Annotated in this window: 15 protein-coding genes; 7 read left to right on the top strand and 8 right to left on the bottom strand. The window is 68.0% G+C overall.

The genetic code is table 11. The features are described from left to right. The first annotated feature begins 109 nt into the window (after positions 1 to 109). On the top strand, positions 110 to 2404 hold the full coding sequence (gene metE, locus BBJ41_RS26365; protein WP_069749170.1) for a 5-methyltetrahydropteroyltriglutamate--homocysteine S-methyltransferase: 2295 nt from the start codon (positions 110 to 112) through the stop codon (positions 2402 to 2404). 176 nt (positions 2405 to 2580) lie between these two features. Here the strand turns inward: metE and BBJ41_RS26360 are convergent, their stop codons facing one another. Then, positions 2581 to 3906 carry an MFS transporter gene (locus tag BBJ41_RS26360; protein ID WP_069749169.1) on the bottom strand — a complete coding sequence of 442 codons (1326 nt, stop codon included), beginning with the start codon at positions 3904 to 3906 and terminating at the stop codon, positions 2581 to 2583. Positions 3907 to 3968: 62 nt separating this feature from the next. After that, positions 3969 to 4925, bottom strand: a complete 957-nt coding sequence (speB, locus tag BBJ41_RS26355; RefSeq protein ID WP_021161147.1) for an agmatinase — start codon at positions 4923 to 4925, stop codon at positions 3969 to 3971. A 139-nt stretch (positions 4926 to 5064) separates the two neighbouring features. Between speB and BBJ41_RS26350 the strand changes: the two genes are divergently transcribed. Further along, positions 5065 to 5976: a LysR family transcriptional regulator gene (locus BBJ41_RS26350; RefSeq protein ID WP_069749168.1), complete on the top strand. Its 912-nt coding sequence runs from the start codon at positions 5065 to 5067 to the stop codon at positions 5974 to 5976. Positions 5977 to 6033: 57 nt separating this feature from the next. Here BBJ41_RS26350 and BBJ41_RS26345 read toward each other — a convergent pair whose 3' ends face one another. Next, entirely contained in the window at positions 6034 to 6498 is a 465-nt protein-coding gene (locus BBJ41_RS26345) for an Lrp/AsnC family transcriptional regulator (RefSeq protein ID WP_050016315.1), read from the bottom strand. A gap of 134 nt (positions 6499 to 6632) precedes the next feature. Here BBJ41_RS26345 and BBJ41_RS26340 point away from each other — a divergent pair, with 134 nt between their 5' ends. From BBJ41_RS26340 to BBJ41_RS26330, 3 genes are all read left to right on the top strand, one after another. Continuing rightward, a complete protein-coding gene (locus BBJ41_RS26340) occupies positions 6633 to 7259 on the top strand; it encodes a LysE family translocator (protein WP_027790530.1) in 627 nt (208 codons plus the stop codon). Positions 7260 to 7500: 241 nt separating this feature from the next. Beyond that, the gene (locus tag BBJ41_RS26335; RefSeq protein WP_069749167.1) at positions 7501 to 9093 is read left to right on the top strand and encodes a S53 family peptidase; all 1593 of its coding nucleotides are present in this window, start codon (positions 7501 to 7503) and stop codon (positions 9091 to 9093) included. A gap of 77 nt (positions 9094 to 9170) precedes the next feature. Further along, positions 9171 to 10847: a S10 family peptidase gene (locus BBJ41_RS26330; protein WP_069750383.1), complete on the top strand. Its 1677-nt coding sequence runs from the start codon at positions 9171 to 9173 to the stop codon at positions 10845 to 10847. 140 nt (positions 10848 to 10987) lie between these two features. Here the strand turns inward: BBJ41_RS26330 and nadE are convergent, their stop codons facing one another. From nadE to BBJ41_RS26315, 3 genes are all read right to left on the bottom strand, one after another. Beyond that, positions 10988 to 11836, bottom strand: a complete 849-nt coding sequence (gene nadE / locus BBJ41_RS26325) for an ammonia-dependent NAD(+) synthetase (RefSeq protein ID WP_069749166.1) — start codon at positions 11834 to 11836, stop codon at positions 10988 to 10990. A gap of 249 nt (positions 11837 to 12085) precedes the next feature. Continuing rightward, the gene (locus BBJ41_RS26320) at positions 12086 to 12955 is read right to left on the bottom strand and encodes a DMT family transporter (RefSeq protein ID WP_069749165.1); all 870 of its coding nucleotides are present in this window, start codon (positions 12953 to 12955) and stop codon (positions 12086 to 12088) included. A gap of 221 nt (positions 12956 to 13176) precedes the next feature. Beyond that, positions 13177 to 13362, bottom strand: a complete 186-nt coding sequence (locus BBJ41_RS26315) for a hypothetical protein (protein ID WP_069750382.1) — start codon at positions 13360 to 13362, stop codon at positions 13177 to 13179. A gap of 207 nt (positions 13363 to 13569) precedes the next feature. On the opposite strand from BBJ41_RS26315, the gene BBJ41_RS26310 reads away from it, so the two are divergent. Both BBJ41_RS26310 and BBJ41_RS26305 read left to right on the top strand, forming a co-directional pair. Then, positions 13570 to 14328 (top strand): DeoR/GlpR family DNA-binding transcription regulator, encoded by a 759-nt coding sequence (locus BBJ41_RS26310; RefSeq protein WP_034190614.1) that lies wholly within the window; start codon positions 13570 to 13572, stop codon positions 14326 to 14328. Positions 14329 to 14433: 105 nt separating this feature from the next. Continuing rightward, positions 14434 to 16215: a phospholipase D-like domain-containing protein gene (locus BBJ41_RS26305; RefSeq protein ID WP_069749164.1), complete on the top strand. Its 1782-nt coding sequence runs from the start codon at positions 14434 to 14436 to the stop codon at positions 16213 to 16215. A 71-nt stretch (positions 16216 to 16286) separates the two neighbouring features. On the opposite strand, the gene BBJ41_RS26300 is transcribed toward BBJ41_RS26305, so the two are convergent. Beyond that, positions 16287 to 16961, bottom strand: a complete 675-nt coding sequence (locus tag BBJ41_RS26300) for a TetR/AcrR family transcriptional regulator (protein WP_069749163.1) — start codon at positions 16959 to 16961, stop codon at positions 16287 to 16289. A gap of 115 nt (positions 16962 to 17076) precedes the next feature. Next, the gene (locus tag BBJ41_RS26295) at positions 17077 to 18345 is read right to left on the bottom strand and encodes an NAD(P)/FAD-dependent oxidoreductase (protein WP_069749162.1); all 1269 of its coding nucleotides are present in this window, start codon (positions 18343 to 18345) and stop codon (positions 17077 to 17079) included. Positions 18346 to 18470: the final 125 nt, after the last annotated feature.

Genomic DNA, 18470 nt, shown 5'->3' with positions numbered 1-18470 from the left:
GATGCATGAACAAATTTAATGGATGAATGAAATAATGCCATTTTATTTCATGGTTTGAAATCCCTATGATGGCTGCCGGATCTTCAATTTCTTTCTGGACGGCAGCCTCATGGTCACGACACACAACCTCGGTTTCCCGCGCATCGGCGCGAAGCGCGAACTCAAGTTCGGTCTCGAACGCTACTGGAAAGGCGAATCGTCGCGCGACGAACTGAAGGCGCTCGGCGCGGACCTGCGCGCGCGTCACTGGAACGATCAGCGTGGCCTGGATCTCGCGCCGATCGGCGATTTCGCGTTCTACGACCAGGTGCTCGACATGAGCTTCACGCTCGGCAACCTGCCGAAGCGCGTGCAGGACTTCCACGGCGATGCGCTCGACAACTATTTCCGCGTCGCGCGCGGCCGCTCGGCGCAGTCCGCGGAAGAGCATGCGGCGTGCTGCGGCGGCGTCGCGGCCGGTGAAATGACGAAGTGGTTCGACACGAACTACCACTACATCGTCCCGGAATTCCACGCCGACACGAATTTCTCGCTCGACCCGTCGCGCCTGCTGCAGCAACTGGCCGAGGCGAAGGTGCAGGGCGTGAACGCTAAACCGGTGATCATCGGCCCGGTGACGTACCTGTGGCTCGGCAAGTCGAAGGACGATTCGGATCGCCTCGCGCTGCTGCCGAAGCTGCTGCCGGTGTACGGCGCGCTGCTCGACACGCTGACCGCGCAAGGCGTCGAGTGGGTGCAGATCGACGAACCGATCCTCGTGACCGAACTCGACGCCGAATGGCGCCAGGCATTCCGCACCGCGTATGCGGCGCTGGAGACGCGCCGCATCAAGCTGCTGCTCGCGACGTACTTCGGCCAGCTTCAGGACAACCTGACGCTCGCAAGCTCGCTGCCGGTCGACGGCCTGCATGTCGACGCGATCAACGCGCGCGACGAAGTGCACGCGCTGGTGCGTGAACTGCCGGCCGAGCGCGTGCTGTCGGTGGGCGCGATCAACGGCCGCAACATCTGGAAGACGGACCTGAACGCGACGCTCGACTGGCTCGAACCGCTCGCGAAGCAACTCGGCGATCGCCTGTGGCTCGCCCCGTCGTGCTCGCTGCTGCACGTGCCGGTCGATCTCGCGAGCGAGGAGAAGCTCGATGCGGAGATCCGTTCGTGGCTCGCGTTCGCGCTGCAGAAGCTCGACGAATTGAAGGTGCTCGCGGCGGCACTGAACGAAGGCCGCGGCAAGGTGGCCGACGCGCTCGCCGCGAACGCCGCCGCGATCGACTCGCGCCGCCGCTCGCCGCGCGTGAACAACCCGGCGGTGAAGGCGGCTATCGCGCGCATCGACGCGCCGCTCGGCAACCGCGCGAGCCCGTACACGCAGCGCGCGCCGAAGCAGTCGGCGCGACTGAACCTGCCGGCCTTCCCGACGACGACGATCGGCTCGTTCCCGCAGACCGCCGAAATCCGCCAGGCGCGCAGCCAGTTCAAGGCCGGCGCGCTGGACGAAACCGGCTACCGCGCGGCGATGCAGGCCGAGATCGAGCGCAGCGTCCGCGAACAGGAATCGCTCGAACTCGACGTGCTTGTGCACGGTGAAGCCGAGCGCAACGACATGGTCGAATACTTCGGCGAACAGCTCGACGGGTACGCATTCAGCCAGTTCGGCTGGGTGCAGTCGTACGGTTCGCGCTGCGTGAAGCCGCCGATCCTGTTCGGCGACATCAGCCGCCCGAAGGCAATGACCGTCGAATGGATCACGTATGCGCAGTCGCTGACGAACAAGCCGATGAAGGGCATGCTGACCGGCCCGGTGACGATCCTGAACTGGTCGTTCGTCCGTGACGACCAGCCGCGCTCGGTGTCGTGCTACCAGCTCGCGCTCGCGATCCGCGAGGAAGTGCTCGACCTCGAGAAGGCCGGCGTGCGCGTGATCCAGATCGACGAGGCCGCGTTGCGCGAAGGGCTGCCGCTGCGCCGAGCGCAATGGGGCGAGTACCTGCGCTGGGCGGTCGAATCGTTCCGCATCACCGCGAACGGCGTGCAGGACGATACGCAGATCCACACGCACATGTGCTATTCGGAGTTCAACGACATCATCGCGTCGATCGCCGACATGGATGCGGACGTGATCACGATCGAGACGTCGCGCTCGGACATGGAGCTGCTCGACGCGTTCGACAGCTTCAAGTATCCGAACGAGATCGGGCCGGGCGTGTACGACATCCATTCGCCGAACATCCCGACGCAGGATCACATCGTCGGCCTGATGCAGAAGGCGGCCGAGCGGATTCCGGCGGAACGTCTGTGGGTGAACCCGGACTGCGGCCTGAAGACGCGCCAGTGGGCGGAAGTGATTCCGGCGCTGACGAACATGGTCGCCGCCGCGAAGACGCTGCGCAGCCAGGTGCAATAACGCGAGGGTGTTGCGTGCGTGCCGCCAAGATCGACGATCCGGCGGCAGGCGCAACGTGATGCCCACGTTGCGTTCGGACTTCTGACGACGGGCATGAAAAAGGGCGGCGCAATGCGCCGCCCTTCGGTGCGATGACAGGGCAGACCCGCGTGACGCGGCCTGCCCGTTGCGGGACGTTACGCGGTACGTGCGCCGCGCGGCAGCGGTGCGTCCTGCTTGCCGGGCGCGCCCGCATCGTCGATGCTGACACGGCGCGAGATCAGCCACACGCACAGCGACGACAGCAGTGCGGCGCTCGTGTACTGGATCGCGAGCGGCCACCATTGCGGCGCGGTGTTCTGCGCGATGATGGTCGCGACGAGCGGCGTGAGGCCGCCTGCGAGCGCGCCGCAGACCTGGTACGCGATCGAGATCGCCGTATAGCGGATCCGCGCGACGAAGATGCCGCTGACGAAGCCCGCGACCACCGAGTAGTAGCCCGATTCCGCGAGCGTCGCGAGACCGACGCCGACCGTGACCGACAGCGGCGTGCCCACGTGCACGAGCGGCAGCATCACGAACGGGACGATCGCGGCCCAGGCGCCGATGATCAGCAGCACGCGCGTGGTGCCGAAGCGTTGCGCGAGGAACGCAGCGGCGAGCTGCACGACGAACTGCAGCACCGCGACGATCGTCATGCAATGCAGCACCATCGACCGGTCGAGCGACAGGAACTGCGTTGCGTAACTGATCATGAAGATGTTGCTGAAATACACGCCGGCGATGCCGTACACGTTCGCGCCGATCGCGAGCAGCAGCAGCGGCCAGTACTTGAGCGCTTCGCGCACCGGGTTCTGCGCGGTGTTGCCGCTCTTCTTGATCTCCTCGAACTCGGGCGACTCGGACACGCTTGCACGAATCACGAAGCCGATCACCAGCAGCACCGAGCTCGCGAGGAACGGCACGCGCCAGCCCCAGCTCATCATGTCGTCCTTCGACAGCGTGCTGATCGCACCGAACGCGAGCATCGACAGGATCAGGCCGCTCGCGCTGCCGAGCTGCGCGAACGACGCGAAGAACGTGCGCTTGCCTTCGGGCGCATGCTCGCCGGCGAGCAGCACCGCGCCGCCCCATTCGCCGCCGACTGCGATGCCTTGCAGCACGCGCATCAGCACGAGCAGGATCGGCGCGATGACGCCGGCTTGCGCGTGGGTCGGCAGCAGGCCGATCGCGACCGTCGACACGGCCATCAGCATCAGCGTCGCGAGCAGCGAACGCTTGCGGCCGAAGCGGTCGCCGAGATAGCCGAACATCACGCCGCCGAGCGGCCGCGCGAAGAAGCCGACCGCGAACGAGCCGAACGACGCGAGCAGGCTGATGAAGCGGTTTTCGCCGGGAAAGAACAGCGGCCCGAACACGATGGCGGCGGCGGTCGCGTAGCTATAGAAGTCGTACCACTCGATCGTGGTGCCGACGAACGACGCGAGCGCCGCCCGCTTCGGTTGTTTGACGGAAGTCCCCATCCTTGCTTTGCTCCTCTGGAATCCTTTGATTTGGAATGTGTCGTTGTGGCGTCGCGGCGGGGTCAGTCGCGGTACTTGACGCCCGGCAGCACGCACAGCAGCTCGTACGCGAGGTTCGCGCCGAGCAGCGCCGTGGTGCCGAACGGGTCGTACGGCGGCGCGACTTCGACCAGATCGCAGCCGACGATGTTCAGCCCCTTCGCGCCGCGGATGATCTCGAGCGCCTGCGGCACCGTGAGGCCCGCGATTTCCGGCGTGCCGGTGCCCGGCGCGTAGGCCGGATCGATGCCGTCGATGTCGAAGCTGATGTAGACGGGCGTATCGCCGACGCGCGCGCGCACTTCTTCCATCAGCGGCGCGAGCGACTTGTTCCAGCATTCCTCGGCCTGGACCACGCGGAAGCCCTGCTCGCGGCACCAGTCGAAATCCTCGGCGGCGTAGCCGGTGCCGCGCAGGCCGATCTGCGTGACCTTGTCGCCGTGCAGCAGGCCTTCCTCCACCGCGCGGCGGAACGGCGTGCCGTGCGCGATCTTTTCACCCATCATCGTGTCGTTCACGTCGGCGTGTGCATCGACGTGGATCAATGCAACCTTGCCGTGCTTGCGGTGGATCGCGCGCAGGATCGGCAGTGCGATCGTGTGGTCGCCGCCGAGCGTGATCGGCTTGCAGTCGTGCTCGAGGATCGCGTCGTACGCGGCTTCGATGCGGGCGATGGAATCGTGCAGGTTATAGGGATTGATCGCGACGTCGCCGATGTCGGCGATCTGCAGCGAATCGAACGGCGCCGCGCGCGTGGCCATGTTGTACGGGCGCAGCAGCACGGATTCGGTGCGGATCTGGCGCGGGCCGAAGCGCGCGCCGGTGCGGTTGGAGGTGCCGAGATCGAACGGCACGCCGACGAAGCAAGCGTCGAGGCCTTCGGCGCTCGCGACGTGCGGCAGGCGCATCATCGTCGCGATGCCGCCGCAGCGCGGCATTTCATTGCCGCCGAGCGGCTGGAAATGGGTGTGGTCGTTCATGGGGTGTCTCTTCCGATGTGGGGTTGCCGTATCATGCGACGCGGCTTGGCGCACAGTTTTACGCGCTCCGCCGGGAAAGAAGAATGCGAAGATATCGACGTTAACATCGTTTTTCATCGATGTATGGAAGGGGAAGAGCGTGCTGGGGAATCTGTCGACCCTCGATCTGCGGTTGATCCGCGTGTTTCTCGCGGTCACGGACGCGGGGGGCGTGTCGGCTGCGCAGGCCGTGCTGAACGTCGGGCAGTCGACGATCAGCGCCCAACTGTCGTCGCTCGAGACGCGGCTCGGCTACCGGCTCTGCGAGCGCGGCCGCAGCGGCTTCCGGCTCACGCCGAAGGGCGAGCGGTTCCACGCGATGAGCCGCAAGCTGCTCGCGGCGCTCGACGAATTCGGGATGGCCGCGCGGCACATGGACCGCCAGCTGGTCGGTACGCTGAACATCGGCCTGATCGGCCATACGCCGGTGAGCCAGAACGCGCGGATCGCCGAGGCGATCGCCGCGTTCCGCACGCGCGACGAAGCCGTGCGCTTCTCGATCTCCGTGCGCGCGCCGGGCGATCTCGAGGAGAAGCTGCTGAGCGACGAGATCCAGATCGCGGTCGGCTATTTCTGGCACCGCGTGCCGTCGCTGCACTACACGCCGCTGTTCATCGAGCGCCAGGTCGCGTACTGCGGCCGCGGCCATCCGCTGTTCGACGGCGCCGGCACGCTGACGCCGGCCGACGTCGCGGGCTTCGAATGGGCGTGGCGCTCGTATCCGCTGCCGGAGGCGCAGCTGTCGACCACCCCCGACCGCGTGACCGCAACCGCCGACAACATGGAGGCCGTCGCGCTGCTGATCCTGTCCGGCCACCACCTCGGCTACCTGCCGCAGCATTTCGCGGCGCCTTACGTCGCGCAGGGGCTGCTCACGCCGCTCAATCCGGAGCAACTGCGCTACGACGTCACGTTCCACATGGTCGTCGCGCGCAACGGGCGCGGTAACCCGCTCGTGGAGGCGTTTCTCGAGGATCTCGAACGCGCGCACCAGTCGCCGGACGTCACGTGACGCCGGCGCCGCCGGCAATGTGAACAAGCGTCATGCCGGCGCGGCCTGCCGCGCGCATCACGGTACCGGCAACCCGGCGTCGTGTTTCACCTCGCGCAACGACAGTGCCGATTCGATCGACGTCACGCCCGGCAGCATCCGCAGCGAATCGCGCAGGAACGTGCCGTAATCGTCGAGGTCGCGCGCGACCACCTGCAGCAGGTAGTCGGCCGTGCCCGCGACGTTGTGGCACGCCAGGATCCGCTCGATGCCGAGCACTTCCCGTTCGAACCGGTCGGCGACCTTGCGGTCGTGCGTCGCGAAGCGCACGAGCACGAACGCGACCACGCCGAAGCCGAGCGCCTGGCGCGACAGTTGCGCGCGGTAGCGCTCGATGTAGCCGTCGTTTTCGAGCCGCTTCAGACGCCGCGCGCAAGGCGTCTCGGACAGGCCGACGGATTCGGCGAGACGCGCGATCGGCAGGCGGCCGTCGCGCTGCACCGCAGCGAGGATCGCGCGATCGGTTTTGTCGAGTTCGGTCATGTTGGCGGAATCCCTGTTCTGGTTTCGAGATTGTGGCGGATTCCCCTATGAATCGCCAATCCTGAGCCTAAGATGGCCAATAATCCCTCGTCCTTCAGCGGCAACATATCGTCATTGGAGGACGGGGGCGGAACATGATTTCCACGCATTTGCTGTTGATTTATCTCGCCGCGCTGGCGGCCATTTATGCGGTGCCGGGGCCCGACATGGCGCTCGTGCTGCAGACCAGCATCGGCCGCGGCGTACGGCCGGGGATGGCGGCGGCGGCCGGCCTGTCGCTGGCGCGCACCGCGCACGTGACGCTGTCCGCGTGCGGCGTCGCGGCGCTGATCCGCAGTGCGCCGTGGCTGTATGAAGTGATCCGCTACGGCGGCGCGCTCTACCTCGCGTACGTCGCGATCCAGGTGTTCCGCTCACCCGTGTTCGCGCTTGGCGACGGCGACGCGGCGGCGACGGCGGGCGAGCTGCGGCAGTCGTTCGTGAAGGGGCTGCTGACGAACCTGCTGAACCCGAAGGCGCTGCTGTTCTGCTCGGTGCTGCTGCCGCAGTTCGTGCGGCCCGAGGCCGGGCCGGTCGTCCTGCAGATGTTCGAGCTCGGCGCGCTGCTGGTCGCGGCCGGCGTGTGCTTCGACCTCGCGTGCGTGTTCGGCGCGTCGCGCATCGCGGCGTGGATGCGCGCGCATCCGCTCGCGCAGACCGTGCAGCGCTGGACGTTTTCGGCAGCGCTGATCGGGTTCGCGCTGCGCCTGTCGATGGATTGAGCATCGCGGCCGCATCGTTGCCGCGCAGCATCGATGCGCCGATCGCAACAGGCCGCGCGCAACGCCGGCCTGCACGCGCATGCCCGCCGCAGAAGGGCGTGCGCGCAAATCGTCTGACTGATCTAAACTCCTTTTAACTTCGCGCCGTCGCGAACCGACTGACCGAACGGAACCGACTTCCGCCGGCTATGTCCGATTTCCTGGCTGTTCCGTGCAACGCGGTACCAAGGAGGGTCTGAACATGGCAAGGCATCTTCACGCCGACCGTGAACCCCGAATCGTCGCCGAGTCCAAGTGCCTCGGCCCGTGCGATCCGGCAGAACGCATCCACGTCACGATCATGTTGCGGCGGCAGGAAGAAGGGCAACTCGATACGTTGGTCCACCAGCTCGCCACCGGCGACACACAGGCGAAACCGCTGTCGCGCGAAGCTTTCGCGCAGCGTTTCTCCGCCAATCCCGACGACATCCGCAAGGCCGAGGATTTCGCGCACCGTCATCAGTTGACGGTCGATCGCGTCGATCCCGTTGAAAGCGTCGTCGTGCTGTCCGGCACGATCCAGCAGTTCGAAGCGGCGTTCAGCGTGAAGCTCGAGCGTTTCGAACATCGCTCGATCGGCCAGTATCGCGGCCGCTCCGGCCCGATCGCGCTGCCCGACGATCTCGGCGACGCGGTCACGGCCGTGCTCGGTCTCGACAGCCGCCCGCAGGCGCGGCCGCACTTCCGGCTGCGTCCGCCGTTCAAGCCCGCGCGCGGCGGCGCGGCGGGCGTCACGTTCACGCCGGTCCAGCTCGCTTCGCTGTACGGCTTTCCGGCCGGCGACGGCGCCGGGCAATGCATCGCGATCGTCGAACTGGGCGGCGGCTATCGCGCGGCCGATATCCAGAAGTATTTCCGCGGGCTCGGGATCAACACGCCGCCGACGCTCGTCGACGTGAACGTCGGCACCGGCCGCAATACGCCGACCGGCGATCCGAACGGCCCGGACGGTGAAGTCGCGCTCGACATCGAGATCGCCGGCGCGATCGCGCCGGCCGCGAAGATCGCGGTCTACTTCGCGTCGAACAGCGACGCGGGTTTCATCCAGGCCGTCAACGCGGCCGTCAGCGACACGACCAACAAGCCGTCGGTGATCTCGATCAGCTGGGGCGGCCCCGAAGCGGTCTGGCAGGCGCAGTCGGCGCAGGCGTTCAACCGCGTGCTGCAGGCGGCGGCCGCGCAGGGCATCACCGTGTGCGCGGCGTCGGGCGACAGCGGCTCGGGCGACGGGCTGCAGGACGGCGCCGATCACGTCGACTTCCCCGCATCGAGCCCGTACGTGCTCGGCTGCGGCGGCACGCAGCTCGACGCGCTGCCCGGGCAGGGTATTCGCAGCGAGGTCACGTGGAACGACGACGCCTCGGGCGGCGGCGCGGGCGGCGGTGGCGTCAGCACGCTGTTCGACCTGCCGGCGTGGCAGCAGGGGCTCGCGGTCACGCGCGCCGACGGCAGCAGCGCGCCGCTCGCGAAGCGCGGCGTGCCGGACGTGGCCGGCGACGCGTCGCCGCAAACGGGCTACGAGGTGTCGGTCGCCGGTACGCCCACGGTGATGGGCGGCACGAGCGCGGTCGCGCCGCTGTGGGCCGCGCTGATCGCGCGGATCAACGCGGCGGCCGGCGCATCGGCCGGCTGGGTCAATCCGGTGCTGTACAAGAATCCGGGCGCGCTGCGCGACATCACGAAAGGATCGAACGGCACGTATGCGGCCGCGACGGGCTGGGACGCATGCACGGGCCTCGGCAGCCCGGACGGCGCGCGGCTCGCCGCGATCCTCGCGCGCAAGCCGTCGAGCTGACGCACCGGCGCACGCCTTTCAATTCGTTCGACGCGGGTTTCCTGCCCGCGTCTTTTTTCACCTCCAGGAGCAGCACGATGGGCATCGATTCCGCATCTTCCGGCGGCGTGTATCCGCTGCATCACGGCGACCACAATTCGCATGGCGTGCCGCCGACCATCAATCCGGTCGCGTTGAGCCACGGCCGCGACCAGCCGTTCTTCGATCCGGTCGCGTACGGCAACGGCCCCGACGATTCGGTGACCGACACGACCGAGTCGGCCGCGGTCACGCATCACACGATCCTGATCGACGGGAAGCGCATTGCTTACACGGCGACGGCCGGCCATCTCGTGACGGTCGACCCGAGCAGCTCGCAGCCGGCCGCGAAGATCTTCTACGTCGCATTCACGGCCGACGGCGCGAAGGAAGAAACGCGACCGGTGACGTTCTTCTACAACGGCGGGCCGGGCTCGTCGTCGGTGTTCGTGCTGCTCGGCTCGTTCGCGCCGAAGCGCATCAAGACGTCGATGCCGGGTTTCACGCCGCCCGCGCCGTACCAGATGGAAGACAACCCGGACAGCATGATCGACCACAGCGATCTCGTGTTCATCAACCCGGTCGGCACCGGCTATTCGGCGGCCGTCGCGCCGAACAAGAACCGCAACTTCTGGGGCGTCGACCAGGACGCGGATTCGCTGAAGCAGTTCATCAAGCGCTACCTGACGAAGAACAACCGCTGGAATTCGCCGAAATACCTGTTCGGCGAATCGTACGGCACCGCGCGCAGCTGTGTGCTCGCGTACAAGCTGCACGAGGACGGCATCGACCTGAACGGCGTCACGCTGCAATCGTCGATCCTCGACTACCGGCAGGCCGGCAACCCGGTCGGCGCGCTGCCGACCGCGGCGGCCGATGCGTGGTATCACAAGAAACTCGGCGTCACGCCGGCGCCGACCGATCTCGGCGCGTTCGTCGAGGAAGTCGCGCAGTTCTCGCGCACCGACTACCTGAACGCGTTGCGCACGGTCCCGCATGCGGACCCGGCCGCCGTGAAGAAACTGTCGGAATACACCGGCATCGACACGGCGACGCTGCAGTCGTGGAGCCTCAATATCGCCGGCTACGACACGCGCGGCAACTCGCTGTTCCTGACGACGCTGCTGCATGCGCAGGGGCTCGCGCTCGGTTCGTACGACGGCCGCGTGACCGCGATCTCGACGGGCATCGCCGGCAAGATCGATCCGAATTCAGGCGGCAACGATCCGACGATGACGGCCGTCACGGGCGTCTACACGGCGATGTGGAACAGCTACCTGAACGAGCAACTGAAGTTCACGTCGAATTCCGCGTTCACGGACCTGAACGACCAGGCGTTCCAGAACTGGGATTTCAGCCACATCGACCCGACCGGCGCGCAGCAGGGCATCGATGCGCAGGGGAACGTGATTCTCTACACGGCCGGCGATCTCGCCGCGGTGATGGCGCTGAACGTCGACCTGAAGGTGCTGTCGGCGAACGGCTTCTACGATTTCGTGACGCCGTTCTACCAGACCGTGATCGACCTGCAGCAGATGCCGCTCGAGGATCAGAAGGTGCGGCAGAACCTGTCCGCGCGTTTCTATCCGTCGGGGCACATGGTGTATCTCGACGGCGGCTCGCGCACCGCGCTCAAGCGCGACCTCGCGACGATGTACGACGCGACGGTCAGCGATACGGGCGCGCGGATGCGGATTCGCGCGCTGCAGGCGAAGAAGACGGGCGGGCACGCGTAGCGTCGCCTGCCTTGCGGTTGCCGCGCGCCGCCGGCATGGCTCGCGCGGCGCTCGGGTTCCGGCGCTGCCGGCCGGTCATCAGGCCGCGGCGCCGGATGGCGATGCGGCGGCCATTCGACGGCGGCCGCCGCCGGCCCGAATCAGGCAGTCGGCCAGTCGAACGGCGTGTACGGCAGTGCGCGCTTGTGGCGCGAACCGTCGAAGAAGCGCAGCACCGTTTCGTACACGTGGTCGCTGACCGGCTTGCCTTCGAGGAAATCGTCGATCTCGTCGTAGCTGACGCCGTACGCATGCTCGTCGGGGCGCAGCGGGCGCAGTTCCTCGAGGTCGGCCGTCGGCACCTTCATCACGATCGATTCCTCGCCGCCGAGCGCGCGCGCGAGCGCGCGCACGCGGCGCTTGTTCAGGCCCGCGAGCGGCAGGATGTCCGCGCCGCCGTCGCCGAACTTCGTGAAGAAACCCATCAGCGATTCGGCCGCGTGATCGGTGCCGATCACGATGCCGCGCCGCGCGCCGGCCACCGCGTACTGCGCGATCATGCGCTCGCGCGCCTTGATGTTGCCGTGCACGAAATCCTGCTGCGCGGGCGTTTCGAATGCGTGGCCGGACGCGGCCAGCGAGCCGAGCATCGCATCGGCGGCCGGCTTCACGTCGACGGTCAGCTCCTCGTCCGCGCGCACGAACGCGAGTGCGCGCTGCGCATCGGCTTCGTCGTTTTGCACGCCGTTCGGCAAGCGCATCGCGATGAAGCGCGCATCGTAGCCGTCGGCGCGCAGGCGCTCGACCGACAGTTGCGCGAGCCGCCCGGCCGTCGACGAATCGACGCCGCCGCTGATGCCGAGCACGTAGGTCCGCAGGCCGGTCGAACGAAGGTAGTGCGCGAGGAAATCGACGCGGCGGGCGATTTCGGCCTCGGCGTCGAAGTGCGGGGCGACGTTCAGTTCGGCAATGATCGCGCGTTGGCGGCTGGCGTAATCGGCGGATGTCATGAAGGAGGTTCCGGAACGAAATGCAAGGCGCCCATCATAAGCGCAATCGCGGCGCGGTGCCGCGCCGGGCGTGCGTTCCGGCGGTTTCGCGTTGCTTCGGCGAGACGCGCTGCATCGTCGTGGTGCATGGTGCGCCGGGCGGGTGCAGGATGCCGCGCGAACGGCGCGCGCGTGCTGCTTCGATGAGCCTCCGGGGCTGCGCCGGCGCGGCGTCATTGCGGCCATGCGACCGCGCGCGGCGCGCCCCCGTCAGCGCCGCGCGAGCACGACACCGACTAGTGCGAGCGCGAAGCCGAAGATCTGAATTGCCGCGAGCGTTTCGCCGAACAGCAGGTAGCCCTGCAGCGCGGCAAGCGGCGGCGCGAGGAACAGCAGCGACGTCGCGCGTGCCGCGTTGCCGCGCCGCAGCATCCACATCAGCATCGTGACCGCGCCGCCGGACAGGAACACGATGCCCCACACGAGCGACACCCACAGCGCGGGCGCGCCGATCCAGCGCGTCTCGTGCAGCAGCACGACGAAGATCGCCGCGACGATCGCCGCGCCGAAGTTCTGCACGGCGACCGCGGTGCGCAGGTCGCTCTGCGCGAGCTTGCCCTTCTGGTACAGCGAGCCGGCGGTGATCGACCCGACCGCGAGGACCGACACGGCGACGACGAACCACGCAGGCGCTGCGCCCGGCGGCGGCGCGACGCCGCCCGCGACCTTCGGCGCCAGCACGAGCGCGACGCCGGCGAGCCCGAGCGCCATCCCGAGCCAGCCGCGCGCGGGCAGGCGCTCGTTGAACAGCGGGACGGCGAGTACGGCGGTGGCGAGCGGTTGCAGTGCGCCGAGCAGCGCCATCACGCCCGCATTCAGCCCTTGTGCGACCGCCCAGTAGCTCGCGCCGAGATAGACGCCCTGCAGCAGCGCGCCCGCGATCAGGTGGCGCGGCCATTCGCGGCGAGCGGGCCACGGTGCGCGCGCGGCGAGCGCAACTGCGCCGAACAGCGCTGCCGTGCCCGCGAAACGCGCGAGCAGGAACAGGTTGGGATCGGCGTAGGGCTTGATTGCCCGTGCAACGATGAAGCCGGTGGACCAGAGCGCGACGAAAGCGGCGGCGACGATCGAGGTAAGCATGCGAGACGGGCCGCGATGCGGCCGGACAGAACCGTGAAGTCGGCCAGTATCGAGGGAGGCGGCGGCGGTGTCTTGTCGAATCCTGCACTCGGTCGCGGCAGTGCACGAATGTGCCTGCGCGCATTGCGCGGCGCGAGCCGGCTATCGGCAGGCGGGGGCTGGAAGCGGTGCGAAAGGGCCTCGCGCCGCACGCGATGCGGGCGGGCGCGAAGCAGCGGAGATCAGTCGATCGAGAACGTGTCGAGCGGCTGGTTGGCGCGTGCCTCGGTCGCGAAGCGTGCGGCGAGCTGTTCGTAGAGCCGGCGGGCTTCGTCGAGCGTCAGGTCGATCCAGTACGGATCGCCGGCTGCGTCGTTGAGTCGTTCGGGCGGAAACTGGATTTCGAGCACACTGCCTTTGCGATACATTGCGCGGGTTCCCTGGATGGTCTGTCGTTCGGCGAAGCGCAAAGTGTAGCAACCGGCGCCGCGCCGATTCGCGCGCGTGAGGCAATACTGAATTTCGCTTTCGGGAAACACGGCCGGCCGCGTTTCGCGCCGCCGTCAAATCTCGGTCAAACGTCCGTAATACAATGGCCGGCTTACTCATTACCAGTCGCCTCGGGCGCACACGCGATGCTGGCGGAACAACGTCATCAATACATCCTGTCGGAGCTCGGACGGTCGGGCGCGTTGTCGGTTGCCGAACTCGTGCGCTCGCTCGACGTGTCGCGCGAGACGGTGCGGCGCGACCTGAACGCGCTGGCCGCGCGCGGCCTGCTCGTGATGACGCACGGCGGCGCGCTGGCGGCCGACCGCCGCGAGCCGAGCCTGTCCGAGCGCGAAGCCGCGAATGCCGAAGCAAAGCGCACGATCGGGCGGCGCGCGGCCGAATTCGTGCCCGACGACGCATCGGTGCTGATCGATTCGGGCAGCACGCCGCACGCGGTCGCGCTGGCGCTCACCGACCGCCACCGGCTGTCGATCTACACGAACGACTGGCGCACCGCGTTCGTGCTCGCGCGGCGCAACGGCAACCGCGTGACGCTGCTCGGCGGCGAGCTGTCCGACGACGAGGACGCCACCTTCGGGCTCGACACGATTCACCAGCTCGCGCAATACCACGTCGATTTCGCGTTCGTCGGCGCGGGCGGCATCACGCCGGACGGCGAATGCACCGACTACTCGCGGCTCGCGGCCGAGGTGCGCAGCCGGATGATCGCGGCGGCCGGCACGGCGATCATCGTCGCCGATCATTCGAAGTTCGGCCGCGTGACGCCGGTGCGCATCAACGGCACGGCCGCGGCCCGTTATCTCGTGACCGAACGCGCGCCCGACAAGGCCGTGCGCCGCGCACTGACCGCGCGCGGGATCGAGCTGCTCGTGTGCGACTGACGCGCGTCCGACATACAAGGTTCATCTAACCGTCATTCCCCGGGAAGAACCACTGCCGACACTGACCCATTCATGTCGACCGGCCTCGCGGCCAGGGAGCAACGAATGACCGTCAGCGTGCGCAGCTATCTTTCCCCCACTCTCGTCCTGCTGGCCTTCGACTGGGCCGATGCGCAGTTGCGCGACGATTTCCTCGGTTTCGCGATCCGGCGCACGCCAGGCTTCTGGTCGGCCGACGGCAAGACGCGCGCGCCGGACAGCTGGCTGCCGAACCGGCTGACGTTCGACGGCCCGGCCGCCGACACGCAGGGCGACGCGCCGACCGATCAGGCGCCGATCCAGAAATTCATGTGGTGGGATGCGCGCATCGATCCGCAGGACCGCGGCGCATCGTTCCGCTACGACGTGTATCCGGTCGTCGGCACGCCTGACCACCTGCAGGTGCTCGACGCGCAAGCGGGCGTGTGCGACGTCGTGCTGCCCGCGCACATCGAGGACGGCATCGGCACCTGGTTCAACCGTGCGGTGGTCAGCTCGCAGGCATTCGCGAAGCAGGTCGCGGCGCTCGGCCTCGCGCCGAATGCGGCGCCGAGCGCGGCGCAGGCGCTGAAGCTGCGCACGTGGCTCGCGAACGACATGGAGCAGGTGTTCGCGGAGATGCTCGACCCCGCGTCGCGCGCGGCGTCGGCCGTCTATCACCTGACCGACACGCTGTGGGCGCTGCCCGCGTTCGAAGCGTTCGGGCGCAAGCATGGCGAAGCGGCGCTCGCGATCGTCTACGACGCGCACACGACAGCGCGCAAGGGCAAGCCGCCGCTGCCGTCGCCGAACCAGCCGGCCGTCGACGCGTTGCAGGGGCTCGCGACGCTCGCGCCGCGCGACAAGACGCACATCATGCACGACAAGTTCATCGTGACCGATGCGCCGTCGAACCTGGCGCCCGCGCGCGTGCTGGCTGGTTCCGCGAACTTCACGACCGAAGGGCTGACGGAGCAGGCCAACGTGCTGCACGCGTTCGATTCGTCCGCGCTCGCCGCGCTGTACAACGAGCGCGCGCATGCGCTGGCTGCGAACCCGCCGATCGCTGAGACGGCGCGGCTGTCGCCGGGCTGGTCGGCGCCGATGACGATCGGCAGCGCGCAGGTGCGCGTCGCGTTTTCGCCGGAGCCGACGGGGCAGCGCACCGAGATCGACACGATCGTTGCCGCGATCGAGGCCGCGAAACATTCGGTGTCGTTCTGCCTGTTCATGCCGACCGACGCGGCGTTGCGCGACGCGTGCTTCGCGGCCGGCGACCGCGGGCTGATGATGTTCGGGCTGGTGAACAAGATCAACGTCGGCAGCGCGACGAAGGCCGATGCCGCGCAGCAGTCCGGCCAGACGCTCGACGCGGCGACGCTCGCGAACCTCGAGCTGTATCACCGCAGCCGCGACAACCACGACGTGATCGACGCCTCGTACTTCTCGCCGGCGACGGTGCCGCAGGGTTTCGAGCCGGAGCTGCGCCTCTTTCCGGGCGAACCGGCGCCGGCTTACCCGCCGGTCGTGATCCACCACAAGTTCATCGTGATCGATGCGGAAGGCACGCACCCGGTCGTCTATACGGGCTCGGCGAACATGAGCCGCAATTCCGAGCAGTTCAACGACGAGAACCTGCTCGAGATCCGCGATGCGCGGATCGCCGCGATCTATCTCGCGGAATTCCTGCGGCTGTACGAGCACTACCGCGCGCGGGCGCTGGCGATCGACGCGAAGCAGCGCGGCGCGGGCACGCATCCGCGGCTCGCGCTCGCGCCCGATTCGAGCTGGGCGAAGAAGTATTACGTGGCGGGAAGCCCGGAAGCGAAAGCGCGGATCGCGCTGGCGTCGACCGCGCCGACGGACTGAGGCGCTGACGAACGAGCGGCACGGAGGTTCCGTGCGCGGAGGGAGCAGGCCGGAAAACCGGCCGCCGCCGCTTACGCGGCGACGTAACGCAGCACGGCGTCGGCGATCGTGTCGCGGTGCCGTGCGCGCAGGCGCGGCGCCGACGGGTCACGGCCGAACGCGGCGCCGAATGTGTAGCGGTTCGACACGCGGTGGAAGCAGAACGAGCTGATCAGCAGGTGCAGGTCGAAGGCATCGATGTCCGTGCGGAACGCGCCGCTTGCCGCGCCGCGCTCGACCAGTTCCTCGAGCGTCTTGATGATGCTGACGTTGCGGTTCTTGAACGACTTGAGCTGTTCGAGATACTTCGCGCCGTGGATGTTCTCGATCGACACGAGGCGCACGAAGTCGCGATGCTTGTCGTGATAGTCGAACGTGAATTCGACGAGGCGGCGCATGCCTTCACGTGGCTCCATGTCGCCGACGTGCAGTTCCTGTTCGAGCGCGCGGATGTCACCGTACACCTTCTCCAGCACGGCCTCGTACAGGCCTTCCTTGCTTTCGAAGTAGTAGTAGAGCATCCGCTTCGTCGTGTTCGTGCGCTCGGCGATCGCGTCGACGCGCGCACCGGCGAGGCCCATCGCGGAGAATTCCTGCGTGGCGACGTCGAGGATGTTGCGCTTGGTTTGCTCGGGATCGTATTTGCGCCGCGCTTCGGACGCAAGCGCGCGATTGTCGGACGGGGCGCCCTTGCTTCCTGCTTTCATGTGACTTTATTGTGGCTTCGGCGGCTTGGAAAAGGCATTCTAGCATGCGGCAAACCCCCGCCCGGCCGACCTTCCGCTCTAATCGGCAGGGCCGTTTCGGCCGCCCCGGCGGCGCTCAGCGGCGGCAGGATGCGAGCGCGTCGCGGGCCTGATACGCCGTGTACGTGAGCTGCGCAGCGGCGAGGCCGGCCAGCCCGAACGTGCGGGTGAGCCCGAACGACGCGAAGCCCTCCGGCACCGGCCGCCCTTCGGCCAGCGCGGCCGCGAGCGCTTCGCCGGCTACCGTGGTCGGCGCCATCCCGTGGCCGCCGAACGCGATCGCGTGCCACACGCCATCCGCGTCGCGGCCGATCTGCGGCATCTTGTGCCGCGCGTAGCTCATCAGCCCGCCCCACGCGTAGTCGACCTTCACGTCCTCGAGCTGCGGATATACACGCAGCAGGTCGCGCCGGAGCAGGCGCGCGATCGCGTCGGGGCCGCGGTCGAGCACCGAGATCCGGCCGCCCCACAGGATGCGCGTGTCCTTCAGCGGGCGGTAATAGTCGAACGCGAAACGCGTGTCGTAGATCGCGTACGGCGCGTCGATCGCGTCCGGCAGGCGCGCGCCGAGCGGCTCGGTCGCGATCACGTAGGTCGCGATCGGCAGCACCGCGCGTTCGATGCGCGGCGACACGCCGCGCGCGTAGCCGCCGCCGGCGAACACGACGTCTTTCGCGCGCACCGCGCCCTGCGCCGTACGCACGACGTAGCCGGCGCCTTCGCGCGCGATGCCGAGTGCGGCCGAGCGCTCGTACACGCGTGCGCCGCCACGCGACGCGGCCGCCGCGACGCCGAGCACGTACTTGAGCGGATGGAAGTGGAATGCGTTCGGTTCGAACAGGCCGCCGTAATAGCGCTGCGTTTTGAGGCGCGCGCGCAGCGCGTCCGTCGCGACCGGTTCCCAGTCGACGTCGAATTCCTGCTTCATCAGCGTGCGCACGCCGTCGAGCCGCGACGGGTCGTCGAACCAGTTCGCGAGCATCACGCCCTGGTCGACGATGTCGCAGTCGATCCCGTAGCGCGCGATCCGCGCGCGGATCAGCTCGACCGCGTCGACGGTGAGCCGGTACAGCCGGCGCCCTTCGTCGCGGCCGAGCGTGCGCAGCAGGTCGGCGTTGTCGAGGCTGTAGCCGCCGAAGACGAAGCCGCCGTTGCGGCCCGATGCGCCGAAGCCGACCCGTTCGCCGTCGAGCACGACGACGTCCTGCACGCCGCGCTCGACGAGACCGAGCGCCGTGCACAGGCCGGCAAGGCCGCCGCCGACGATGCAGACCTGCGTGTCGATCGTGCCGGTCAGTTGCGGGTAGGGCTGGCGGGTAACGGTGGCTTCGTAGAAGTTCTGCATGCGATTTCGATGACTCGTAACGGCGGAAAGACGGATGGCGCGCGTCGATCTTGCCTGAACGCGCGCGCCGCGTCGAATGGGGTTTTCAGGGCGCCGGCTGCCGCGCTCGGGCGGCAACCGGCGCG

Source organism: Burkholderia stabilis, assembly GCF_001742165.1.
In the GTDB taxonomy this organism is placed as follows: Bacteria; Pseudomonadota; Gammaproteobacteria; order Burkholderiales; family Burkholderiaceae; genus Burkholderia; species Burkholderia stabilis.
Note: the sequence above shows the minus strand (reverse complement) of the source record. Positions and strands in the feature narration are given on the sequence as shown.